Genomic DNA, 23,125 nt, shown 5'->3' on the forward strand with positions numbered 1-23,125 from the left:
CTTTCATTTTCAACAATCAATTAAACAAACTTAAGGCTTTCACAAACACCATAATAACGCCGTAGCCCAAAGGAATGCAGACCAAAGCCCAGCGCCACCACACTCCGATACCGCCCGCTGATACTTTTTTACTAATCAGATAGGCATCGGATACAGCGGTTTCATCATCGGGATTGCGGCTATGTGCCGCTACTTTAATGTCTTTCTCGTGATGCTTTTCATGAACCGAGCGAACACTCAAGTTACACAGCAAACCGACAATCAACAAACCCGCCATGATGTACATGGTAATGCTATAAGCCTCGGCAGCCGGAACGCCGCTTTCAATTTGACTTTGGCGGATATAGTTAACCAATACCGGGCCAATAACGGCCGCAGTTGACCATGCCAGCAAAATCCTGCCGTGGATTGCGCCGACTTGGTAAGTGCCGAACAAATCCTTCAAATACGCCGGAATCGCTGCGAAACCGCCGCCATACATGGAAATAATGACGCAGAAACCAATGACAAACAAAGCCTTGTTACCGCTCCCGCCAATAGACGGAATGGCAAAATACAACAGCGAGCCGAGCACAAAGAAAATGGTATAAGTGTTTTTACGGCCGATTTTATCGGACACGCTGGACCACAAAAAGCGGCCGCCCATATTAAACAGGCTCAACAGACTCACAAAACCTGCCGCCGCGCCCGCACCAATTGCCGCTTGTTTTCCTACAGATGCCTCGGAAAACAGCTCCTGAATCATGACGGAAGCCTGTCCCAACACACCAATACCGGCCGTCACATTCAAGCACAATACCCAAAACAAAAGCCAAAATTGCGGCGTTTTCATGGCTTGTGAGACATTGACATGATTGCTGCTGACCAATTTGCTTTTGTTTTTCGGCGCAACATAACCTTTAGGTTTCCAGCCATCGGCAGGTACACGGATCGTAAACGCGCCAAACATCATCAACACCAAATAAAACAATCCTAAAACCACAAAAGTCTGCGCAACGCCAACCGAAGTTTCACTGGAGAAAAAACTCATCAGCGATACCGACAAAGGCGAAGCCAACATCGCGCCGCCGCCAAAACCCATAATCGCCAAGCCTGTCGCCATGCCCGGTTTATCGGGAAACCATTTCATCAATGTCGATACAGGCCCGATATAGCCCAAGCCCAAACCAATCCCGCCAATCACGCCGTTGCCCAAATAAAGCAAAAACAGATTGTGCGTATGGACGCCGATTGCCGACACAAAAAAGCCCAAGCTAAAGCAGCAGGCGGCAACAAACATTGCTTTACGCGGACCAACTCGCTCCATCCAAGTACCAAACATGGCCGCAGACGCGCCCAACATCGCCAAGGCAATACTGAAAATCCAACCCACCGTGGTCAGCTTCCAATCTCCGGCAGCCGACTCAGTGATACCGATAAGCTTGGTTAAAGGCGCATTAAACACGGAATAAGCGTATATCTGCCCGATGGCAAGATGCACAGCCAAAGCAGCAGGCGGTACCAGCCAACGATTAAAGCCGGGTTTGGCAATGGTCGCCTCACGGTCTAAAAACTTCATAAAATCCTCTTATCTTATGTATGTCAAACGCTGATTCCATATCATGTGGAATCAAAAAATTGTTAACAATATTGTAACATTAATCTCCCATTTTCCTTTTTGTCCGCTCCATGATAATTTTGCGCATCAGACAGAAAAAACATTCATCTAAACCATTTTCCTCATCCAATATCAACAAAAAGGCCGTCTGAAAATCTTTCAGACGGCCTTTTCATTCATATCGTTTTATGCGGCGAAGCGTTTGGCAACTTCATCCCAGTTAACGATTTCCCAAAAACCTTTCAGGTAGTTAGGACGGCTGTTGCGGTAGTCGATGTAGTAGGCGTGTTCCCATACGTCGCAAGTCAACAGCGGAGTATTTTCAGTAGTCAGCGGAGTACCTGCATTGGAAGTAGAAACCAGATCCAATTCGCCGGCAGGTGTTTTCACCAACCATGCCCAACCGGAACCGAAAGTACCGGCCGCGCAGGCATTGAACGCTTCTTGGAATTTCTCGAAGCTGCCCCATTTGGCGTCGATGGCCGCAGCCAATTCACCGGCAGGTTTGCCTTGGCCTTTAGGGGTAAAGCCCAGCCAGTAGAAAGTGTGGTTCCAAGTTTGGGCAGCGTTGTTGAACATACCGCCGGAAGATTTTTTCACGATTTCTTCCAAAGGCATTTCTTCAAACTCAGTGCCTTTGATTTGATTGTTCAAATTGGTGATGTAGGTTTGATGGTGTTTGCCGTAGTGGAACTCCAAAGTTTCTTTGGTCAGATGTGGGGACAATGCGTCCAGTTCATAAGGCAGTTGTGGCAGCTTATGTTCCATTTTTGTGCTCCTGATTGTTGATATTTATATTTTGGTAGTGTGCGTCGTCATATTGACAACATGACTATTTTACCTGCTTTAGCCTAAACAAACCAATTGAACTTACACTGCGTTATAATAGCGGATTACAATTTTCCAGCCAGAGATGCCCGTCATGAGCAATTATTCCGATATGCCGTCTGAAGACCGTGAAATCAGCGCATTATCCTTGCCGCCGCATTCCACAGAAGCGGAGCAATCCGTTTTGGGCGGCCTGATGCTGGAAAATTCTGCTTGGGACCGTATTGCCGATGTCGTTTCCGGCGAAGATTTCTACCGCCACGAACACCGCCTGATTTTTCGTGCCATTGCCAACCTGATTAATGAAAGCCGCCCTGCCGACGTCATTACCGTTCAAGAAAGTTTGGAACGCAATGAAGAATTGGAAGCGGCAGGCGGATTCAACTATCTGATTACGCTGGCGCAAAACACGCCATCCGCTGCCAATATCCGTCGCTACGCCGAAATCGTGCGCGAACGTTCCATCATGCGCCAGCTTGCCGAAGTCGGCACGGAAATTGCACGCAGCGCATACAATCCGCAAGGGCGCGATGCAGGCCAGCTTTTGGATGAGGCGGAAAACAAAGTATTCCAAATCGCCGAAAGTACAGCCAAATCCAAACAAGGCTTCCTTGAGATGCCCGACCTTCTGAAAGAAGTGGTCGAACGCATCGATATGCTTTATTCGCGCGACAATCCTGATGAAGTAACCGGCATATCGACAGGTTTTATCGACCTCGACAAAAAAACATCAGGCCTTCAACCGGGCGATTTGATTATCGTCGCAGGCCGTCCGTCTATGGGTAAAACTGCCTTTTCGATCAATATTGCGGAACACGTTGCCGTAGAAAACAAATTACCTGTCGCCGTATTCTCTATGGAGATGGGCGGTGCGCAGCTGGTTATGCGTATGCTGGGTTCAGTCGGACGTTTGGACCAAAGCGTTTTAAAAACCGGCAGATTGCAAGACGAACACTGGGGCCGTCTGAACGAAGCGGTCGTTAAACTCTCCGATGCACCCATGTATATCGATGAAACGCCGGGCTTGACCGCGCTCGAACTCCGCGCCCGCGCCCGCCGTCTTGCTCGCCAGTTCAACGGCAAATTGGGTTTGATCGTCATCGACTACCTGCAATTAATGTCAGGCTCCGGCCGTTCTGACAACCGTGCTTCCGAGCTTGGCGAAATTTCCCGCTCCCTCAAAGCATTGGCTAAAGAATTGCAAGTTCCCGTCATTGCCCTGTCGCAGTTGAGCCGTACAGTTGAGCAGCGTACTGACAAACGCCCGATGATGTCCGATTTGCGTGAATCCGGCGCAATCGAACAAGATGCCGACTTGATTATGTTCATGTATCGTGATGAATACTACAATTCAGAATCACCCGCAAAAGGCTTGGCGGAATGTATTATCGGCAAACACCGTAACGGTCCAGTCGGGAAAGTATTCCTCACTTGGATGGGTCAATTTACCAAATTTGATAATGCCGCCTATGTTCCAGAATCCATGTTGATGGAAGATTGAGACAGATTGTCTGAAAAACTAACCGAATTTCATATTTCATTAGTCACGCATTACAAAATCGTTTAAAATAAATCTAATAAAAGCAAAAGCATTGCCGCAGGCAAGTGCAAAAGAGAAAACGTCAGTTACCCAACACATTACTACCAAAAAATCACTCATGTATCAGACACAAAAAGGCTTCACCCTAATTGAGTTGCTGATTGTCATTACTATTGCAGCAGTAATGGCCGTCATCGCACTTCCCAATATGAATCAATGGATTGCCTCCAGACGTGCAGCATCGCAAGCAGAGCAAATTGCCAATCTGCTGCGCTTCGCGCGAAATGAGGCCGTCCGTCTCAATCTTCCCGTTTACATCTGCCCGGTCAAAATCAAATCCGATGGCTCGCCCAATAATGGTTGCGATTCCAAATATGCCGGTAATGGTATGTTGGCCTACGCCGATAAAAACGGAGATTCCAACTATAAAAACGATACAGTCGATTTATCCGTCCGCTCCATTATTCTCAATGGAGGCACCGACAAAGTAGAATACAGCTTCGACTACATCCCTATCGGCAATGACCGTTCTGCCCTCTCTACTTCGGCTTCAAACGAAGTCTGGTGGAGGTTTCTTCCCAATGGTACATTTGGCCATTCGACCGATGGCAAGAATTATCAATTTTCAGACGGCCACATCAAAATCAGCCTGACGGATAAATCCGCTACCGATGCTGAAACCAAGAAAGCCCGTGCTACCGTACTTTTAATCAATGGCAATGGGCATGTCGAAATCTGTGCTAAAAACGATGAGCGCAAAATGTGCGAATACACTTCCAAAAAATAACAACGGTATCTTATGAACATTACTAATCCTACTCATCTCAGATCATTTAAAGGCCGTCTGAAAATGAGCTCATCAAGCTTTACCCCAGAACTTCAATCAGGTATGACCCTGATTGAAGTTTTGATTGCCATGTTTGTCCTTGCCATCGGTGTGCTGGCCCTTCTGGCTGTCCAACTGCGTACCGTATCCAACGTGCGCGAGTCTGAAAATCAAACCACCGTCGCCCAAATTACACAAAATCTAATCGAAGGCATGCTTATCAATCCGACGCTCTCTGAAGAAACCGATACTGCAGGCGACAAAACCTCCCGTTATAAAAAATCCTACGATACTTACATCACATCAAGCTCTGAACAGCTGAAAGACTCAAAGCAAACTACGGAATTTAAAGACAAAATGACAAAAGCGCAACTTGCGCAAACTCAAATTGCACAGTTTAAAACCGATTTAGCCAAAGCCCTTCCCGAAGCCCAAGTCTTCTCGACCATCTGCAAAGACTCTTCCGGTGTAGAGCCGACTTACGAAAATGGGTTTAACGCAAAATGCGATGGCAAAGGCGACACGACCATCGTGAAAGTTTTATGGTTGCAAGATGTCGAAGAAGAAAATAGCGCAAAAAATCTCAATAAATCGGGGCATCACGTTGTCTATACCTACCAATCACGCGTAAGAGACTAACAATGAACAATAAACGCTTACTCAACCATATTCCCAATAAAACCGCGATGCGCGGTTTCAGCATCCTTGAATTTCTGGTTGCCAGTCTGCTCAGTATGATCGTCTTAATGGCTGTCAGCTCCACCTACTTCACTGCACGCGGATTAAACAAATCTGCCAACTCCCGCATCGGTATCCAGCAAGATTTGCGCAACACCGCCAATATGATCGTCCGCGATGCGCGTATGGCAGGCAATTTCGGTTGCTTCAATATGTCGAATTCTCCCGCCTCTGCAGTAATAGAAGACAAAAGCTCGGATGAATACACATTGAAAACAGCTAGTGTGAATAAGCTGTTACCGGTTAAAGAAATCAATAAATTAGGCTATGCAGGTTTTGCTCAAACCGGCAAAGCCCTGCTGTTTCAATATGGAATCGACAAAGCAAACCCTGCTGCAAAAACTGCTATTGTTAGTAGCTGCTCAGGCATTGCAAAGCCTCAAACAGAAATTAAAGATTTGGCGGCGGCAAAATTGGCTTTAAAAATTAACGACTCTGATCAAGACGGCAGTATCGCCATCATGAAACATGAAATGATTGCCTACGCTGTCGGCAAACTTGGCGAAGAGAGCGGTTTGTTCCGTTTCCAATTATCAAATGATGGCTCATGGAGTAATCCGCAGCTGTTGATTAAAGGCATTACAACCATGGATATCCACTATATCTATGCAGAATGTCCTAATTCTGAAAATGCATCTGCCAGCGGAGTAAATACAGAATCATTTGATTACAAAAACGCATTGGATATCTCAGCTGAGGCTAAGTCTCCGGCTTCTATCCAAATCGTACTGAATAACGGCAGTATTGACCCATCAAAAGAACAAGACAATAAAGTCGATATCTATAATATTAATGCCACTATCCGCGGAGGAAACGTATGCGCCGACCGATCACTCTAATCAAACCTGACCGGCAGCAGGGCTATGCTTTGTTTATCGTTTTAATGATGATGGTCGTCATCGCCCTGCTCGTGGTCACAGCTACCCAGTCCTACAATACTGAACAGCGTATCAGCACCAACGATGCCGACCGCAAACTGACAACCACTTTGGCCGAAGCGGCATTGCGTGAAGGTGAAAATCAAATTTTTGATATTGAAGGGAAAAAGACTACTTTTACCGCAAAATGTGAAAAAGGTTTATGTTCCACACCAAATGTCAAATCCAATGGCGATTTTACTGAAGAAGGTAGCCCAACCGTAGATGCTTGGAAGCGTAAATGCGACAAAAGCCTGTGTATTGACACCAATGGTACGGAATATCCTTTAGATAAAAAAAGCGGCATCGCAAACAATCCACGCTACATCATCGAATATTTAGGCAAAACTACCGAGGGTCGAATTACCTACCGCGTTACTGCCAAAGCATGGGGTAAGAATGCCAATACCCAAGTCGTCCTTCAGTCTTACGTTGCCAGCGAATAATAAAATGAATACTACCTCTACCCAACAACTAGGCTTTACGCTGGTTGAGATGATGATTGCCGTCGCCATCTTAGCCATTCTGAGCATCATTGCCATTCCCTCTTACAACCGCTACATTGAACGCGGCTACCAATCACAAGCGCATGCCGAGTTAGTTGCCATCAATTCTGCTTTTAAAACCCAGATGGTTAAAAATCCAAAGTGGAAAACTGATGAGATTAAAACCAAGTTGGATGACTTTATTTCCTCATATAAAGGCCATAAAGATTTGGCAGACAAATACCAATACTCTGCCGAAATGATTGATACCAATAAAAGCCGAGCCTATCGTTTGAAAGCCATTCCCACAAAAACTGGCTACACCCTTTCCGTTTGGATGGATAGTTTGGGCAATGCTTACAAATGCACTGATATGGATTCTGCCAAAGATTTCAAAACCACAATGACCAATGGAAAAGGTTGCGAATCGGTTTCCAAAAAGAAATCTTCTTAGTCTGACAACCATAAAAAAGCAGTGTCATTTTATCGACACTGCTTTTTATATTTTACTGTTTCCAATCATCGTCTCGGCGTTGGCGTTTCAACAAGATCCTGACTGCGCCATCATTGCCTTGTCGAGGCTCGACATAAGCCAATACATCAGGATGCTGCATCAACCAGCGACGCGTCATATTTTTCAAAACCGGTTTATAGCCTGCAGAACCCAAGCCGCTGCCGTGGACAATCTCGCCGCAAACACCGCGTTTTTTCGTAAACTCAATAAATTCGTTCAATACCTGCTGCGCTTCTTCCTGCGTATAGCCGTGCAAATCTACATCCGCCACCACGGGATAATGGCCGTTTCGCAAACGCATCAAATCATTTTTACCCTGCCCGTTTTTACTGAACGAAGCCGGCGGTTCTTCCCAGCCGCCGCTGCCTACATAAAAATAATCTTCCTGCTCCAAAGTCGCCATTTCTTTAGGTCGCGGCTTGATAGGTGATTTATCACGAGGCTGTTCATAATAGTTACCGGCATTTTTCAACGGCGTAACCTTGCCAACCGCCTTGCTGAAATCTACATCCTCTACCAGCTTTTTAGCCTTCGCTTCGGCTTCCCGCTCCGCGGCTTCCTTTTTCACCTGTTTGCCCAAAGCCTTCAGCGTTTCTTGAAAGTTTGCCGTCATGGTTTGTCCTTTCCAAAAAATTGATTGCGCACATTATAGCAAACCCGATTACAAGACCGTCTGAAAGACTCTTATCATCGCTTCTTGTTTAGGGTATAGTATTAACGTATTGCCAGTCTTACAAAAGAGAGAAAATATGTTTAAACGCCCGGAAGAAATCATCGTCTTGATACTTGCCCTATTATGGGTCGTACTCAGCTACTACATTGCCGCCATCCTGATTTCAGATGCCTACACCATTCTCCTGATTACCGTACTGACTTTCGTTTGGGCGGCCATCTGTTTCCTTTTATGGCAACGCAACTTAAGCCGTCATATTTGGCCGCTGTTCCTCGGCAGCCTAGTTGCCTGTTGGTGGCCGTACTTCACTTGGCTTGCAAGCGATGTTCCCGAAGGTACATGGTATTCAGGCTGGACATTCAAATCCATTATTGCCCTGATTCCCGTTATTGCCGCTTATCTCTTCAAGTGGAAACGAAGCCGGAAAAACAAAATCTCCAATACCCTTGCCTGATACCTCGCGCCGTCTTTTTCAGACGGCGTTTTCCATATCTGACATAACGCTCAGACTGTCAACAATCCCAATAAAATGCTATACTCTTCACACGATTTAACACCCTAAAACAGGCCGTCTGAAAGACTTATCAAGATGATCAGCAAACAAGAATACCAAGCCCAAGCCGCACAAGGTTACAACCGCATTCCACTCGTTCAAGAGCTGCTTGCCGACTTGGACACACCGCTCTCAATCTACCTCAAACTTGCCAACAAGCCTTTCACCTACCTGCTCGAATCCGTTGTCGGTGGTGAACGCTTCGGCCGCTATTCCTTTATCGGCCTGCCTTGCAGCCACTATCTCAAAACCAGCGGCAAACATGTCGACGTGTATCAAAACGGCGAAATCGTCGAACAACACGACGGCAATCCCCTGCCCTTTATCGAAGCCTTCCACAACCGCTTCAAAACGCCCGAAATCCCAAGCCTGCCGCGCTTTACCGGCGGCCTGGTCGGCTACTTCGGTTATGAAACCATCTACAATTTCGAACATTTTGCCCACCGCCTGAAACATACGGCCAAAGCCGATCCGCTCGGTACGCCCGACATCCTCCTGATGCTCTCGCAAGAGCTTGCGGTAGTGGATAACCTAAGTGGCAAAATCTACCTGATTGTTTATGCCGATCCGTCTCAAGCCAACGGCTATGAACGCGCGCGCGAACGTCTTGAAGACATCCGTACCCAGTTACGCCAAAGTTGTGCCATCCCGCTTTCCCTTGGCAGCAAGCAGACGCAAGCAGTCAGCGAATTTGGAGAAGAACCTTTCAAAGCCTGCGTCAACAAAATCAAAGACTACATCTTTGCAGGCGACTGTATGCAGGTTGTCCCCAGCCAACGCATGAGCATGGAATTTACCGACAATCCGCTTGCCCTCTACCGCGCCCTGCGTACGCTGAACCCATCGCCGTATATGTTCTACTACGATTTCGGCGATTTCCATATTGTCGGCTCTTCGCCCGAAATCCTCGTCCGCCGCGAACGCGACGATGTTATCGTCCGTCCTATCGCCGGTACACGCCTGCGCGGCAAAACACCAGCCGAAGACCTTGCCAACGAACAAGACCTGCTGAGCGATGCCAAAGAAATTGCCGAACACGTCATGTTGATTGACTTAGGACGCAACGATGTCGGCCGCATCAGTAAAACCGGCGAAGTCAAAGTTACCGACAAAATGGTGATTGAAAAATATTCCCATGTGATGCACATCGTCTCTAACGTCGAAGGCCGTCTGAAAGACGGCATGACCAACATGGACATCCTCGCCGCTACCTTCCCGGCAGGCACACTTTCCGGCGCGCCTAAAGTCCGCGCCATGGAAATCATCGAAGAAGTCGAACCGAGCAAACGCGGCATCTACGGCGGCGCAGTCGGCGTATGGAGTTTCAACAACGACATGGACCTGGCCATTGCCATCCGCACTGCCGTGATTAAAAACAATACCCTCTTCGTGCAAAGCGGCGCAGGCGTAGTTGCCGACTCCGACCCAACCTCCGAATGGCAGGAAACCCAAAACAAAGCCCGCGCCGTGATCCGCGCAGCGCAAATGGTGCAAGAAGGGTTGGATAAATAATTTTCAGACGGCCTGCGCTCTGAAATGACTAAACAACAAGATTATGATACTAAAAGAAAAACAACTAAAATCCATCAGCAAATTCCTCAGCTTTATCTTGCGCCATCATCCCGAGCAAATCGGCATTACTTTGGATAAAGACGGCTGGGTGGATATTGATACCCTGTTGACACAGGTAAACCATCCCGAGCGCAGCTTTATGGGCAATCCGCTGACCTACGAAATATTATTGGAAGTGGTCGAAAAAAACGATAAAAAACGGTTTACCCTTTCTGAAGACGGCAAACGCATCCGCGCGGCACAAGGTCATTCGACGGCACAAGTTCAGGTTGAACACAAAGTGGCAACGCCTCCTCAGATTTTGTATCACGGTACGGCTGAGCGCTCTGTTCCATCTATTTTGGAACAAGGCCTGCATTCTGCCTCGCGCCATTTTGTCCATCTGTCTGCCGATGCTGCAACAGCCGTCAACGTCGGCTCCCGCCACGGCAAGCCGCTTGTATTGACCATCGACACTGTCGCCATGCTTGCGGCAGGACACCAATTTTATCTGGCGGACAACGGCGTATGGTTAACTGAAAACGTTCCGCCGCAATTTATCGGCAAACTTTAAAACATCAGGCCGTCTGAAGCCGTAAAACCATTTTCAGACGGCCTGCAAACACCCTACCCAATTTCTTCATAAAGCGATTATCCATGAACACATCCCCCATCCTCCCTCCTGCTATGCTCGGCATTCTTGGCGGCGGACAATTAGGCAGAATGTTTACTGTTGCTGCCAAAACCATGGGCTACAAAGTAACCGTACTCGATCCCGACCCGAATGCGCCGGCAGCGGAATTTGCCGACTGCCATTTATGCGCGCCGTTTGACGATGAAGCAGCTTTGGAAGAATTGGCAAAATGCGCGGCTGTTACGACTGAGTTTGAAAACGTCAATGCCGACGCGATGCGTTTTCTCGCCAAACACACCAATGTTTCCCCCAGCGGCGACTGCGTTGCCATCGCGCAAAACCGCATTCAGGAAAAGGCATGGATACGCAAAGCAGGCCTGCAAACCGCGCCGTATCAAGCAGTTTGCAAGGCCGAAGACATTACTGAAGAAAGCGTACAATTTCTGCCCGGCATCCTGAAAACTGCCACTTTGGGCTACGACGGCAAAGGCCAAATCCGCGTAAAAACATTGGATGAACTCAAAGCCGCGTTTGCCGAACACGGCGGCGTGGATTGCGTTTTGGAAAAAATGGTGGATTTGCGCGGCGAGATTTCCGTTATCGTATGCCGTCTGAACAATGACAACGTGCAGACTTTCGACCCTGCCGAAAATATTCACGAAAACGGCATCCTCGCCTACTCCATCGTCCCTGCGCGACTGAGTGCCGACGTGCAGCAACAGGCGCGACAAATGGCGCAGCGTTTGGCCGATGAATTAAACTACGTCGGCGTATTGGCAGTAGAAATGTTTGTTGTCGGCAACACACATGAATTGGTCGTCAACGAAATCGCGCCGCGTCCGCACAATTCCGGCCACCATACCATCGACGCCTGCGCGGCAGACCAATTCCAGCAACAGGTCCGCCTGATGTGCAACCTGCCTCCGGCTGACACCAAATTGCTGAGTTCTTGCTGTATGGCGAATATTTTGGGCGACGTTTGGAAGGAAGACGGCGGCGAACCCGAATGGCTGCCATTGCAAAGCAACCCGAATGCACATCTGCATCTTTACGGTAAAAAAGCCGCGCGTAAAGGCCGAAAAATGGGCCACTTTACCGTCTTGGCCAATGATGCGGACAACGCGTTCCAAACCGCACAAACCTTACATCAAAGCCTGTAACCTTACCCACTTTTTTCAGACGGCCTTTGATTGCCAAAGGCCGTCTGAAATCAATTTTTCCGACCATCCGACATGAGCCTTCTGACCATCCTCCGTCCGGCAACCGAAAAAGACTGCCAAGACATACACAATGCCCATCTGCACGCCGTTCAATACGCCTGCATCCGCAGTTACGATGAAACCATTATGCACACATGGGAAAGTCTGCTCGACATCAACAGCTATTTGGAAACCATCTCCGATAAAAACAAAGCCTTGTGGGTGGTCGAATACAAAGGGCTGATTCAAGGCTTCTTCCAAGTCGATTTCAAAGAAGCGCAACTGGACGCCTTATACGTCCATCCGCTCTTCCACAATCTCGGCTTGGGCACGGCCCTGCTCAGCCGCGCCGAAGAAATGGCACGAAATGCAGGCCTCAGCTTTCTCAAACTGTATGCCTCGCTCAATTCCGTGCCTTTCTATCGCCTCAACCGCTACGAGTCGCTCGGTACTGCCGTGTTGCAGCTGAACAAAACTGTCCGCGTCGAATGCGAATTGATGCGCAAATACCTGTAATTTTCTCTTCCTCCGTTGCTTTTTTGAAAGAAACCGATGTCCCGAATTGCCGCCCTGCCCGACCATCTTGTCAACCAAATCGCCGCCGGCGAAGTGGTCGAACGCCCTGCCAACGCCTTAAAAGAAATCGTTGAAAACAGTATCGATGCAGGCGCGACAGCGATTGATGTCGAACTGGCGGGCGGCGGCATCCGCCTGATTCGCGTCAGCGACAACGGCAGCGGCATCCACCCAGACGACATCGAGCTTGCGCTACACCGCCACGCCACCAGCAAAATCAAAACATTAAACGATTTGGAACACGTTGCCAGCATGGGCTTTCGCGGCGAAGGCTTGGCAAGCATCGCCTCCGTCAGCCGCCTGACCCTGACCAGCCGTCAAGAAGACAGCACGCACGCGACCCAAGTCAAAGCCGAAGACGGCAAACTCAGCAGCCCCACCGCCGCCGCCCACCCCGTCGGCACCACCATCGAAGCCGCCGAACTCTTCTTCAATACCCCCGCGCGGCGCAAGTTCCTCAAATCCGAAAACACCGAATACGCCCACTGCGCCACCATGCTCGAACGCCTCGCGCTGGCACATCCGCACATTGCCTTCTCACTCAAACGCGACGGCAAACAAGTATTCAAACTTCCTGCCCAAAGCCTGCATGAACGGATTGCCGCCATTGTCGGCGATGATTTTCAGACGGCCTCATTGGAAATTGACAGCGGCAATGACGCATTGCGGCTCTATGGCGCGATTGCCAAGCCAACTTTCGCCAAAGGCAAAACCGACAAACAATACTGCTTCGTCAACCATCGTTTTGTCCGCGATAAAGTCATGCTCCATGCCGTCAAGCAGGCATACCGCGATGTATTGCACAACGCGCTGACGCCTGCTTTCGTCCTCTTTCTCGACCTGCCGCCCGAAGCCGTGGATGTCAACGTCCACCCGACCAAAACCGAAATCCGCTTCCGCGACAGCCAGCAAGTACACCAACTCGTGTTCCACACGCTCAACAAAGCCCTTGCCGACACGCGCGCCGACTTGACCGAAAGCGTCAGCAACGCAGGCGAAGTGTTGCATGACATTACCGGCGTTGTCTCCACACCAATGCCGTCTGAAAACGACAGCGAAAATCTGTTTGATAGCGCATCCAACTACCCGACAGGCAACAAACCTGATACACGCAATGCCTTTGGTGCATCAGGCAAAACCGCGCCCATGCCTTACCAAGCCGCGCGCGCGCCGCAACAACGCAGCCTGTCTCTGCGCGAAAGCCGCGCGGCCATAAATACTTACGCCGAGCTTTACAAAAAAACCGATGACATCGACCTTGAGTTGAGCCAATTCGAACAGGCACGTTTCGGCAATATGCCGTCTGAAATGCCTACCCAAAAAACAGATACGCCGCTTTCAGACGGCCTTCCATCACAATCCGAACTGCCGCCGCTCGGTTTTGCCATTGCCCAATTACTTGGCATCTACATTCTTGCCCAAGCCGAAGACAGCCTGTTGCTCATCGATATGCACGCCGCTGCCGAACGCGTCAACTACGAAAAAATGAAACGCCAACGTCAGGAAAACGGCAACCTGCAAAGCCAACGCCTGCTTATTCCCGTAACCTTTGCCGCATCCCACGAAGAATGTGCCGCTCTTGCCGATCATGCCGAAATGCTGGCAGGCTTCGGGCTGGAATTGTCCGACATGGGCGGCAATACCCTTGCCGTCCGTGCAGTTCCCGCCATGCTCGGCAAAGCCGACGTCGTTTCACTGGCCAAAGATGTATTGGGCGAACTTGCCCAAGTCGGCAGCAGCCAAACTATCGAAGAACACGAAAACCACATCCTTGCCACCATGTCCTGCCACGGCTCAGTCCGTGCCGGCCGCCAGCTCACCCTGCCGGAAATGAATGCACTCCTACGCGATATGGAAAACACACCACGCAGCAACCAGTGCAACCACGGCCGTCCGACTTGGGTCAAACTGACATTAAAAGAATTGGATGCGTTGTTTTTACGCGGACAGTAACTCCGATAAAAAGGCCGTCTGAAAATGCTTTCAGACGGCCTTTTAACTTATTTGCCCTTAACGAATATCCATAGGCGCAAACGATTTCACGGTTTCATCGATTGCTTTAACACGGGTCAGGAAGTCTTCCAATTGCGCAAGCGGCAATGCGCTTGGGCCATCGCATTTGGCTTGGTCGGGATTGGCATGGGATTCGAGGAACAAACCGGCCAATCGGGTTGCCATACCGGCAAGCGCCAAGTCCAATACTTGGGTGCGACGTCCGCCTGATGCAGCGGCACCGGATTCGCGCGTTTGCAGGGAATGGGTTACGTCAAAAATAACGGGCAGGTTGTTACACGTTTTTTTCATCACGCCAAAGCCGAGCATATCGACCACCAAGTTGTCGTAGCCGAAATTTGCGCCGCGTTCGCACAAAATGATTTGTTCGTTGCCTGCTTCTTGGAATTTCTCCACAATGTTTTTCATTTGAGACGGGCTGAGAAATTGCGGTTTTTTAATGTTGATGACATTGCCGGTTTTCGCCATTGCCACCACCAAATCGGTTTGGCGCGCCAAGAAGGCAGGCAGCTGAATGACATCGCAGACTTCGGCAACCGGCTGGCATTGGTAAGGCTCATGAACGTCGGTAATCACGGGAACGTTAAACTCGCGCTTCACCGCTTGAAAAATCTTCATGCCTTCGTCCAGACCTACACCGCGGAAAGAGTGGATGGAAGAGCGGTTTGCCTTGTCGAAAGAGGCTTTAAAAACGTAAGGGATGCCGAGTTTATCGGTTACTTTAACGTATTGCTCACAGGCTTTCAGCGTAGAGTCGAGGTCTTCAAGGACATTGATGCCGCCGAAAAGGGTAAAGGGCGCATCGTTGCTGACGGTGATGTTGTTGATTTGGATATTCACGGCAAAGCCTTTCAGATAAGTTGAATTTGGGAAACAGGCCGTCTGAAACGTTTCAGACGGCCTTTGTTTGAATATTACAACACGGTGTGCGGCGGCTCATAAGAAATCACGTCGCGGATTTTATTGTTCTCATCGACGAGGACGACTTTCGGCTCATGCACTGCAATTTCAGGTTCGGACAACATAACATAAGACATGATAATTACAATGTCGCCTTTTTGAACCAGACGCGCGGCCGCGCCATTGAGGCAAACGACGCCGCTGCCTCGTTCGCCGGGGATAGTGTAGGTTTCAAGACGTTCGCCGTTGTTATTGTTGACGATGGCGACTTTTTCGTTAACGCAAATACCTGCCGCATCGAGCAGGTCTTGGTCAACGGTAATGCTGCCGACGTAGTTGAGGTCGGCTTCGGTAACGGTGGCACGGTGGATTTTGCCGCCGAGCATGGTACGGAACATGGGTTTCCTTTTTGATTGTGGGTTGATTTGCGGTTTTAACTTCTGAGAAGTTAAAACCGCTGTTCGTGTGATTGAGGATTAGTTATTGGGAAAGTCTGCTTCGTCAAACTCGGGTTCCGGGTCGCTTTGAAGGACTTTTCCGTTTAATTTCAACTCGCTGTTTTGCAGAGTCAGATGGGTTTTGACATTATCATCTTCTAAGGTCAAATATTTCTCGCTTGCCATGCTTTTAATGGTGCTGTCCACCATCAGGCGCAAGGTCTCGTTGATATCGTCGATGCTGGCGCGGCCTGCGGCTTCATCTTCGGCATTGACGCTAAACAGGCTGCTTGCTTGGTTGACGGCGAGCTGCTCCAACAATTTTTGCGGTACGCTCATGTTGAAGTCGGCTTCAGTTTTCTTCAGCATATCGCCCAAATTATTGAGGTCTTTAGCTGCCAAACCTTTAAACGCGAGTTTACCGCTGACATCAACATCGCCATGAGGCATGATGAATTTGAAGGTTTTGACGTTCAAAACCGGATTGTTGGTAAACAGGCCTGAAGCCTCGTTTTTGGCCGTCTGAATCAAGGAAGCCTGAATTTCTTCTTCGCTCATTTTCTTCACGGACACTTCGGCAATTTTGTTTTTCAATGCCAAAAGTGATGCCGCATCCAAATGCTCGGCAGCGACATTGATGTCCAGAGGGCCGTATTTGTCTTCGCCATAAGTCAGGCTTTCAAATTGGAAGCGGCCTTCACTGTTGATGAATTTATCAACTTCGCCGGTCTGAGTATCGAAACGCAGTTTGCTGACTTCGATTTTAGACGGAGCAATCGTGCCGGTCGGATTGATGAATGCACCGATTTGCAGGTTGGTCACAAGGTTGACCAATTCGTTCAACTTAACGTTGTAATCGATGTTTTCTTTCCATTGCAGCAGGAATTTATCCAGCGTAATGCTGCTCTTGCCCAAAGAAAGCTTGGTCAGGCCGTCTTCCGTTTCGGATTGGAAGCGCAGGTTTTCCAAAGACACATCGCCTTTGTCGGCCAATTTGACTTGTAAAGACGGCGCAAGGTAATCGTGGCGATAGCTTTTGAAGCCTTGGCTGTAATCGGTATTGCCGCCAAAGCCTTTCCAGTTGAGTTTGATACCGGAGAGCTCTTCATAGTCGAAGGCAGGGATATTGAGGCTGAGTTTGCCGTCGCCGGAAAGGTAAACCGTATTGGTCATGGTCAACGGCGTTTGCTGGCCGAAGAAGCGGTCTAAAACTTTTTTGGTTTCCGGATGGTATTGGAACTCGGTTTCCACGTGTGCACGCGTGCCGAAGCCACCGGCAAACGGGCCGTGTGTTACGTGGTTGATGACCGTAATCGGCTCTTGCAGGACGGTTTTCAAATTGTCCGGCAGGTATTTTTGCGTATTTTGAAGCAGGGTCGGCTTGAGGCGGATGACGGTCGTCTCGGTTGAACTGAACCAGCCGCGATCGTATTGGTGGGACTCAACGGTCAGGAAACCGGACTCCTGCAACAGCTTTTGTTGCTCGGTCAGGCTTTCCTCCGCTTTGACACCAAGATAATAAGGCGTGCCGAGCGCAGCGGCGACAACGACGGCGGCAGTCGGGATAAGATACTTTTTCATCACTTCAAACAGATTAGGTTCAAAGCGTAAAGCATAGCATTTTTTAGCTGTTTTGTCTTATCCGCCGTTTCAGACGGCCTTTAGGTAAAGATTGTGATATTATGCAAACATAAACGATTTTTATACTTTTGGCAGGCCTTACCCTATCTGCCAAGATGTCATTAAAGGTTTGCAAATGCTTTTATTCATTGATAATTATGACAGCTTCACCTACAACATCGTCCAATACTTTGCCGAGTTGGGGCAGGAAGTTTTGGTACGTTGCAACGATGAAATCACCATCGAAGAAATCGAAGCCCTAAAACCGCAATATCTGGTCATCGGCCCCGGCCCTTGTTCCCCTAAAGAAGCAGGCATTTCTGTTGCGGCCATGCAGCACTTTGCCGGCAGGCTGCCCGTCATGGGCGTGTGTCTCGGCCATCAAACCATGGGCGAAGCGTTCGGCGGCAATGTCGTGCGCGCGCAAACAATGATGCACGGCAAAGTCTCCCCCGTTTTCCATCACGGCACAGGCATGTTTAAAGACCTGCCCAATCCGGTCAACTGCACGCGCTACCACAGCCTGGCCATCGACCGCGCCACCCTGCCCGACTGCCTCGAAATTACCGCGTGGACGGAAGACGGCGAAATCATGGGCGTACGCCATAAAGAATATGCCGTCGAAGGCGTACAGTTCCACCCCGAAGCCCTGCTAACCGAACACGGCCACGATATGCTGAAAAACTTCCTGGAAGAATTCAAAGACTATCGTCCGCAAAAATCTTAATGAAAGGCCGTTTGAAAGGTGTTTGACAGTGTTCAAACCGCATTTTCAGACGGCCTGAATCACATCGGACACGAACAAAGGAAAAATCATGATCACCCCTCAACAAGCGATTGAACGCCTCATCAGCAACAACGAACTTTTCTACGATGAAATGACCGACCTCATGCGCCAAATCATGAGCGGCCAAGTTCCGCCCGAGCAAATCGCCGCCATCCTGACCGGCCTGCGGATTAAAGTTGAAACCGTTTCCGAGATTACCGCCGCAGCCAGCGTAATGCGCGAATTTGCCACCAAAGTGCCGCTGGAAAACGCCGATGACTTGGTCGATATTGTCGGCACAGGCGGCGATGGTGCCAAAACCTTCAATATCTCCACGACTTCCATGTTTGTCGCGGCTGCGGCAGGCGCGCAAGTTGCCAAACACGGCGGTCGCTCCGTTTCTTCATCCAGCGGCGCTGCCGATGTCATGGAACAAATGGGCGCCAACCTCAATCTCAACCCCGAACAGGTTGCCCAAAGCATTCAGCAAACCGGCATCGGCTTTATGTTCGCGCCCAACCATCACAGCGCCATGCGCTATGTTGCCCCTGTCCGCCGTTCGCTCGGATTCCGCAGCATCTTCAATATCTTGGGCCCGTTGACCAATCCGGCCGGCGCGGCAAACCAACTCTTGGGCGTGTTCCACATCGACTTGTGCGGCATTCTTTCCCGCGTATTGCAACAGCTTGGTTCCAAACATGTTTTGGTCGTGTGCGGCGAAGGCGGTTTGGATGAAATCACGCTGACCGGCAAAACCCGCGTTGCCGAACTGAAAGACGGAAAAATTACCGAATACGACATCAGCCCAGCCGATTTTGGCATGGAAATCCGCCGCAATTTAGACGAAATCAAAGTCGAAAATGCGCAAGAATCCCTGCAAAAAATGAACGAAGTGCTGGACGGCAAAGCCGGTGCCGCACGCGATATCGTCGTCCTCAATGCCGCCGCCGCGCTCTATGCAGGAAATGTGGTTACTTCGCTGGCAGATGGCGTCAAAGCTGCTCAAGAAGCCATCGACTCCGGCAAAGCCAAAGCCAAAAAAGACGAATTTATCGAATTTGGCAAACAGTTTGCCTAAGCTTTAAAACCATAAACAAAGGCCGTCTGAAAAATCTTTCAGACGGCCTTTTATTCTTTAAATATTAAAATTTGCTTTTAATATCATTAATCAAGCCTTCAGCTTTTTCTTTGGCTTCATCAACCAAATGCTCAGCTTCTTCTTTGCCTTTTTGCAAAACACCGCCGACTTTTTCTTCAATGTCGCCAACCACTTCTTTTACTTTGCCAACGCCTTGTTGAACCAAGCCTTCAGCTTCAAGTTTAGCATTGCTGGATACATCTCCAGCCACTTCTTTTACTTTACCGCTGATTTTATCTAATTCGCCGCTCATGGTCATACTCCTGGATTAAATATTGATAGGATGAGTGCTACATCACCTTATATCGGGGACTTCGCTTCAACTTTAAAGGCCGTCTGAAAGACAAAACATGATAAAACGAGTTAAATAGGGTTAGTCCATCTGTTTCAATATCGCTTCGGCTACTGCCTCGCCTATCATCTTACTGCCGAACTCATTGAAATGAAGCCCATCACACAGCATCACATCAGTCAAGTCCTGCTCAAACATCAGACTGTATAAATCATTGACGGCAAAGCCATATTGCCTTGCCAAATCCTCCGCCACACGGTTATAGGCCTTCAAGTCGGCCAGATAGCGGCGCGAGGGTTTGACGATATTGTGCACGCTTTCCAAAAACGGCGTACTGCTCGCCCAAATAATTTTTGCACCTGTCTGTTTCAGATAATCGAAAATTTGGGTCAGGTTATTGCGATAGGTTTCTATATCGGCCACCGGCTCATTACAGCCTTGATTATGGCGGATGTCGTGCAAACCGCAGTTGATATGGATAATGTCTCCCACAGTCGCGCCCTCTGTCCATTGCCCGATATGCTCTAACACATCATGCGACGAGCGGCAGTTTTCCGATGGAGAAACAATTTCCGCCTCAGGCAAAGCGTCGCGCGTGTAAGGCTCCGAAGCAAGCCGCACGGAATCGCCGATTAAGTAAACGGTCATTTTTGTTCTCCTCCCTTTATTTGAACCAACAGCAAGGCCGTCTGAAATATCACTTATATTATTATAAGAGTGCTATTTCAGACGGCCTTAACTTCAGTCAAGTTCTATCGTTAAATCATCAATTAACGCTGACTGTTTTTATAAAAATCAATTAATTGCTTGGCCTGCAACATGGGCAGCCCAAAACGGTCGCTCACGGCTTTCAAATCCTTCCATTCCTGACCGGTCAGATTCCGCCCAACCCATTTGAGGTTTTCCGGATTGCTTTTGATTTTCTCAAAATACGCCTGCTTGCGTTTCCAATTGCGCGACCACACCAACAACATGGTAAAAATACATAAAACAATCAATACAATATTGGTAAACAACATCATGTCCATACAACATACTCCCGCTTGGGTCTCGAAATCAGAAAATATGGATTAAAGGCCGCCTGAAAAAACAGTCTTCAGACGGCCTTTATATTATCACTCAATATTCACCCGTTTCAGGCGCAAGGCATTACCCAATACCGAAACCGAGCTTGCCGCCATTGCCGCGCCTGCGATGACGGGATTTAAAAAGCCAAGCGCAGCGAGCGGAATGCCCAAGATATTGTAGAAGAAGGCGAAAAACAGGTTTTGCTTGATGTTTTTCAAAGTCGCCTGCGATACCAACAGGGCATCGGCGAGTTGGTTGACCGAATGCTGCATCAGCGTGGCGGATGCGGTATGTTCGGCAACGTCCGCTCCGCCTTTCATGGCGAAGCTGACGTTGGCGGCGGCGAGCGCGGGTGCGTCGTTGATACCGTCGCCGACCATCGCCACGGTTTTGCCGGCGGCTTTGAGTTTCTGTACTTCGGCGGCTTTGTCGCGCGGACTCATATTGCCGAAGGCGTGTGCGATGCCCAGTTGTTTGGCGACGTATTCGACCGTGCCTTGGTTGTCGCCGCTCATGATGTAAACATCGATATTGTGTTTTTTCAGACGGCCTATGGCTTCGGCGGTATCGGCTTTCAATGCGTCGGCGAGTGCGAATGCGCCGATAGGTTTGTTGTCAACTGAGACTGCAACAATGCTTGCAATATCCCAAACGCCGTCTGAAAACTTCGGCAAGGTCAGTTCGGCAAATTCGGCTTTTCCTGCTTTCACCAAACCCACGCCTTCCACTTCGGCGGTAATGCCTGCGCCGACAACGGTTTGCGCGTTTTGTGCGGCGGGAATGTCCAAACCGCGCGCTTGGGCGGCGGAAACGATGGCTCGGGCGAGCGGATGAGCGGCGTTTTGTTCGACGGCGGCGGCGATGCGGTACAAAGCGTCTTCGTCAAAGCCGCTGTCGGGAACGCAATAAACGGCGGCAACCTGCGGCTTGCCTTCGGTCAGCGTGCCGGTTTTGTCCAGCACGACGGCATCGACGTGGGCGGCTTCTTCCATTGCCGCCGCGTCTTTAAACCAAATACCGTGTTTCACCGCTTTGCCCATGCCGACCATAATCGCGGCAGGGGTTGCCAGACCAAGCGCGCACGGACAGGCAATCACCAAAACGGCAACGGCGTGCATCAGCGCAACCGTCCAATCACCTTTTACCAGCCAAGTGGCGATAAAAGTCAAAAGCGCGATGCCCACGACGGCAGGCACGAACACCGCCGCCGCTTTATCGGCCACACGCGCAATCGGTGCTTTGCTGCCTTGTGCTTCAGAAAGCGCGTTCATCATGTCGCCGAGCAAGGTTTGGCTGCCTAGCTGAGTGGCGCGGTACACCACGCTGCCTTCGGTCATCAGCGCGCCTGCCAACACTTTGCCGCCCGCCTTTTTCTCTTCGGGGTTGGATTCGCCGGTAAGATGGCTCTCATCCGCCCAGCCGCTGCCGCTTTCGATGATGCCGTCGGCAGCAATACGTTCGCCGTGGTTGGCGCGGATAAGGTCGCCGATTTGTACTTGGTCGATGGGCAGTTGTTTCCATTCGCCATCGCGTTGCACGTTGACTTGGGTCGGCGTGAGCTTGAGCAGCAAGCCCAAGCTGTTCAGGCTGGATTTTTTGGTGCGGTGTTCCAAAAATTTGCCCAGCGACACAAAACCGATCACCATCACGCCTACTTCAAAATACACGTGTGCCATGCCGTGCGCCGCGTGCGGGCTGAAAAACAGCATATAGACGGAATACAGATAAATCGATACTGTACCGATGGTAACCAGTACGTCCATATTCGCCAGTCCGCCTTTAATGCTTGCCCACGCGCTTTTGTAAAACGGGATGGCCAGCCAAAGCTGCACCACGCTTGCCAGCACAAACTGCCATACAGGCGGAATCATCCAATCGTGCCGCCCGATCATCATGCCTGCCATGCCGATTAAAAACGGAATATTAATGGCCAGCAAAAGCCACAGCCTCCAGCCGATATGGTGTTCTGCTTCAGGTTGCGGCAATGTATCTTCCGTTTTTTCCTTTGCGCCGTAACCGGTTTTCTCAATGATTTTGGCGATGTCGGCAGCGGAAGTTTTGCTGTCGTCAAACGTAACCTGCGCCTCCTCGCTGGCAAAGTTTACCCCTGCCGATTCGACAAAATCTTTTTTGTTCAACACTTTTTCAATGCGCGAAGCGCAGGCCTGACAGGTCATGCCTTCGATTTGGAAACGGACTTTTTGTTGCATGGTTTCTTCCTTCTGAATGTGGTTGGGCTACCTGAAAAAAGCGGAGCAGG

At 49.6% G+C, this 23,125-nt stretch carries 24 protein-coding genes; 14 read left to right on the forward strand and 10 right to left on the reverse strand.

What is annotated here, in order from left to right; all coding sequences use genetic code 11:
* Positions 1-16: 16 nt before the first annotated feature.
* Positions 17-1,558, reverse strand: a complete 1,542-nt coding sequence (locus LPB400_RS07910; RefSeq protein ID WP_003747033.1) for an L-lactate MFS transporter — start codon at positions 1,556-1,558, stop codon at positions 17-19.
* Between the two features lie 225 nt (positions 1,559-1,783).
* Entirely contained in the window at positions 1,784-2,365 is a 582-nt protein-coding gene (locus LPB400_RS07915) for a superoxide dismutase (RefSeq protein WP_003683473.1), read from the reverse strand.
* 154 nt (positions 2,366-2,519) lie between these two features.
* On the opposite strand from LPB400_RS07915, the gene dnaB reads away from it, so the two are divergent.
* The 6 genes from dnaB (at position 2,520) to LPB400_RS07945 (ending at position 7,385) form a co-directional block, all read left to right on the forward strand.
* Positions 2,520-3,926, forward strand: coding sequence for a replicative DNA helicase (gene dnaB, locus LPB400_RS07920; RefSeq protein WP_036493702.1), 1,407 nt, complete (start codon positions 2,520-2,522; stop codon positions 3,924-3,926).
* Positions 3,927-4,083: 157 nt separating this feature from the next.
* Positions 4,084-4,752, forward strand: coding sequence for a GspH/FimT family pseudopilin (locus LPB400_RS07925; protein ID WP_219088641.1), 669 nt, complete (start codon positions 4,084-4,086; stop codon positions 4,750-4,752).
* A 12-nt stretch (positions 4,753-4,764) separates the two neighbouring features.
* Positions 4,765-5,430, forward strand: a complete 666-nt coding sequence (gene pilV / locus LPB400_RS07930; RefSeq protein ID WP_219088643.1) for a type IV pilus modification protein PilV — start codon at positions 4,765-4,767, stop codon at positions 5,428-5,430.
* 2 nt (positions 5,431-5,432) lie between these two features.
* Positions 5,433-6,368 (forward strand): PilW family protein, encoded by a 936-nt coding sequence (locus tag LPB400_RS07935; protein ID WP_070460863.1) that lies wholly within the window; start codon positions 5,433-5,435, stop codon positions 6,366-6,368.
* On the forward strand, positions 6,347-6,892 hold the full coding sequence (locus tag LPB400_RS07940; protein ID WP_070460864.1) for a pilus assembly PilX family protein: 546 nt from the start codon (positions 6,347-6,349) through the stop codon (positions 6,890-6,892). The genes LPB400_RS07935 and LPB400_RS07940 overlap by 22 nt, the downstream gene beginning before the upstream one ends.
* 4 nt (positions 6,893-6,896) lie before the next feature.
* A complete protein-coding gene (locus LPB400_RS07945) occupies positions 6,897-7,385 on the forward strand; it encodes a PilX family type IV pilin (RefSeq protein ID WP_070460866.1) in 489 nt (162 codons plus the stop codon).
* 52 nt (positions 7,386-7,437) lie between these two features.
* On the opposite strand, the gene LPB400_RS07950 is transcribed toward LPB400_RS07945, so the two are convergent.
* The gene (locus tag LPB400_RS07950; RefSeq protein WP_070460868.1) at positions 7,438-8,058 is read right to left on the reverse strand and encodes a Smr/MutS family protein; all 621 of its coding nucleotides are present in this window, start codon (positions 8,056-8,058) and stop codon (positions 7,438-7,440) included.
* Between the two features lie 136 nt (positions 8,059-8,194).
* Here LPB400_RS07950 and LPB400_RS07955 point away from each other — a divergent pair, with 136 nt between their 5' ends.
* The 6 genes from LPB400_RS07955 to mutL all read left to right on the forward strand — a co-directional run bounded on the left by LPB400_RS07955 (position 8,195) and on the right by mutL (position 14,584).
* Positions 8,195-8,572: a hypothetical protein gene (locus tag LPB400_RS07955; protein WP_070460870.1), complete on the forward strand. Its 378-nt coding sequence runs from the start codon at positions 8,195-8,197 to the stop codon at positions 8,570-8,572.
* A gap of 135 nt (positions 8,573-8,707) precedes the next feature.
* On the forward strand, positions 8,708-10,183 hold the full coding sequence (gene trpE / locus LPB400_RS07960; protein ID WP_070589778.1) for an anthranilate synthase component I: 1,476 nt from the start codon (positions 8,708-8,710) through the stop codon (positions 10,181-10,183).
* 43 nt (positions 10,184-10,226) lie between these two features.
* Positions 10,227-10,796, forward strand: a complete 570-nt coding sequence (locus tag LPB400_RS07965; protein ID WP_107769433.1) for an RNA 2'-phosphotransferase — start codon at positions 10,227-10,229, stop codon at positions 10,794-10,796.
* An 83-nt stretch (positions 10,797-10,879) separates the two neighbouring features.
* On the forward strand, positions 10,880-12,016 hold the full coding sequence (locus LPB400_RS07970; protein WP_107769434.1) for a 5-(carboxyamino)imidazole ribonucleotide synthase: 1,137 nt from the start codon (positions 10,880-10,882) through the stop codon (positions 12,014-12,016).
* A 72-nt stretch (positions 12,017-12,088) separates the two neighbouring features.
* Complete coding sequence (locus tag LPB400_RS07975; protein ID WP_070583404.1) at positions 12,089-12,571, forward strand: GNAT family N-acetyltransferase; 483 nt, start codon at positions 12,089-12,091, stop codon at positions 12,569-12,571.
* A 36-nt stretch (positions 12,572-12,607) separates the two neighbouring features.
* A complete protein-coding gene (gene mutL / locus LPB400_RS07980; protein WP_219088645.1) occupies positions 12,608-14,584 on the forward strand; it encodes a DNA mismatch repair endonuclease MutL in 1,977 nt (658 codons plus the stop codon).
* Positions 14,585-14,641: 57 nt separating this feature from the next.
* Here the strand turns inward: mutL and kdsA are convergent, their stop codons facing one another.
* From kdsA to LPB400_RS07995, 3 genes are all read right to left on the reverse strand, one after another.
* Positions 14,642-15,484, reverse strand: a complete 843-nt coding sequence (gene kdsA, locus LPB400_RS07985; protein ID WP_219088647.1) for a 3-deoxy-8-phosphooctulonate synthase — start codon at positions 15,482-15,484, stop codon at positions 14,642-14,644.
* 74 nt (positions 15,485-15,558) lie between these two features.
* Positions 15,559-15,942, reverse strand: coding sequence for an aspartate 1-decarboxylase (panD, locus tag LPB400_RS07990; RefSeq protein WP_219088650.1), 384 nt, complete (start codon positions 15,940-15,942; stop codon positions 15,559-15,561).
* Positions 15,943-16,020: 78 nt separating this feature from the next.
* Entirely contained in the window at positions 16,021-17,562 is a 1,542-nt protein-coding gene (locus tag LPB400_RS07995; RefSeq protein ID WP_219088652.1) for a YdgA family protein, read from the reverse strand.
* A gap of 175 nt (positions 17,563-17,737) precedes the next feature.
* Here LPB400_RS07995 and LPB400_RS08000 point away from each other — a divergent pair, with 175 nt between their 5' ends.
* Together LPB400_RS08000 and trpD are read left to right on the forward strand one after the other, a co-directional pair.
* On the forward strand, positions 17,738-18,328 hold the full coding sequence (locus LPB400_RS08000; protein WP_003683598.1) for an aminodeoxychorismate/anthranilate synthase component II: 591 nt from the start codon (positions 17,738-17,740) through the stop codon (positions 18,326-18,328).
* Between the two features lie 88 nt (positions 18,329-18,416).
* On the forward strand, positions 18,417-19,445 hold the full coding sequence (gene trpD / locus LPB400_RS08005; RefSeq protein ID WP_107810505.1) for an anthranilate phosphoribosyltransferase: 1,029 nt from the start codon (positions 18,417-18,419) through the stop codon (positions 19,443-19,445).
* A gap of 64 nt (positions 19,446-19,509) precedes the next feature.
* Here the strand turns inward: trpD and LPB400_RS08010 are convergent, their stop codons facing one another.
* The 4 genes from LPB400_RS08010 to LPB400_RS08025 form a co-directional block, all read right to left on the reverse strand.
* Positions 19,510-19,758 carry a CsbD family protein gene (locus LPB400_RS08010; protein WP_039862155.1) on the reverse strand — a complete coding sequence of 83 codons (249 nt, stop codon included), beginning with the start codon at positions 19,756-19,758 and terminating at the stop codon, positions 19,510-19,512.
* Between the two features lie 120 nt (positions 19,759-19,878).
* On the reverse strand, positions 19,879-20,445 hold the full coding sequence (locus LPB400_RS08015; RefSeq protein WP_219088654.1) for an SGNH/GDSL hydrolase family protein: 567 nt from the start codon (positions 20,443-20,445) through the stop codon (positions 19,879-19,881).
* 122 nt (positions 20,446-20,567) lie between these two features.
* On the reverse strand, positions 20,568-20,825 hold the full coding sequence (locus LPB400_RS08020) for a hypothetical protein (protein WP_219088656.1): 258 nt from the start codon (positions 20,823-20,825) through the stop codon (positions 20,568-20,570).
* A gap of 87 nt (positions 20,826-20,912) precedes the next feature.
* Entirely contained in the window at positions 20,913-23,075 is a 2,163-nt protein-coding gene (locus LPB400_RS08025; protein ID WP_219088658.1) for a heavy metal translocating P-type ATPase, read from the reverse strand.
* Positions 23,076-23,125 lie beyond the last annotated feature (50 nt).

The sequence above is a fragment of the Neisseria perflava genome, assembly GCF_019334725.1.
In the GTDB taxonomy this organism is placed as follows: Bacteria; Pseudomonadota; Gammaproteobacteria; order Burkholderiales; family Neisseriaceae; genus Neisseria; species Neisseria subflava_A.